The following is an 874-nucleotide window of genomic DNA, read 5'->3' as shown; positions in this document are numbered from 1 at the left end:
TGCAGGCAAAGTCACCATTCAATCAAAGGTCGGGTTTATGAATTCCGGAAGCGATGCGCGCGCGCTCGTAAATACGTGAAAGAAGTGCTCCTAAAAGGTTGAGCCAGGTCATCGGAATTAATACGACAAGGCCGTGACCCTTTGTGAAACCTGGATTGCGTAGCTTAAAGAACTGCACGTCTGATGGATCAAGCCGTTCATTGAGACGTTTTTCTTGCGGTGTTTCGATAGTGACCCATCCGACGTCGCGCACAAACGGGTCTTCTGGACGAATAGCCGGATCAGAAAAGCTTTCTATGAGCTGGCGAGCGATTTTCTGAACATTGCCGGGCGGCTTAACATCCGGGTGCGGGAAAATTCGCCGAAAATACTTGCAGAACAGGTGATAGCTCGACGTGTGAACGAGTGTGCCGAGATAGTACACTGGGGTGAATGGATGGCTTAGCTTTTCAGTTAAAGCACGCACGATCCCGAAGCCGTAAGTTGCGCCGCGTCCGCGAAACCTAGGTGCCAACCCAGCCTCTGCCCGCAATACAATGACGCTGCGCCCATGCACTTGGCGTCGATAGCGGTGAACTGCACAATAACCAATAACACTTTGATCTGCCGCGCAGTAAAGCTGGATGGATGTTGCTTCTGCCGGCGGTTCTATGACGTGCTGATGAAACTCTTCGGCGGAAACACCCGCAAAGATCTTTTGGTGTACTGAATACAGTTTGTTCGACAGTGCTCGCCGCTCACAGGCCGAAAGTTCTGCTGGCACAACAATCCTGCCTCGGGCAATCCTAGGTTCTTTTCCGGTATGGCGTTCCGTTTCCATTTTGACCGATTGTAATGCGAGGATGTGGAGATGTCTCTGCTAGGCTCTGAGCGG

1 protein-coding gene is annotated in these 874 nt (G+C 51.7%); it reads right to left on the bottom strand.

The features are described from left to right. Positions 1-22: 22 nt before the first annotated feature. Complete coding sequence (locus ACR0NO_RS22155) at positions 23-820, bottom strand: hypothetical protein (protein WP_480725720.1); 798 nt, start codon at positions 818-820, stop codon at positions 23-25. Between the last annotated feature and the right edge of the window lie 54 nt (positions 821-874).

Source organism: Ruegeria sp. CL3, assembly GCF_056536505.1.
Note: the sequence above shows the minus strand (reverse complement) of the source record. Positions and strands in the feature narration are given on the sequence as shown.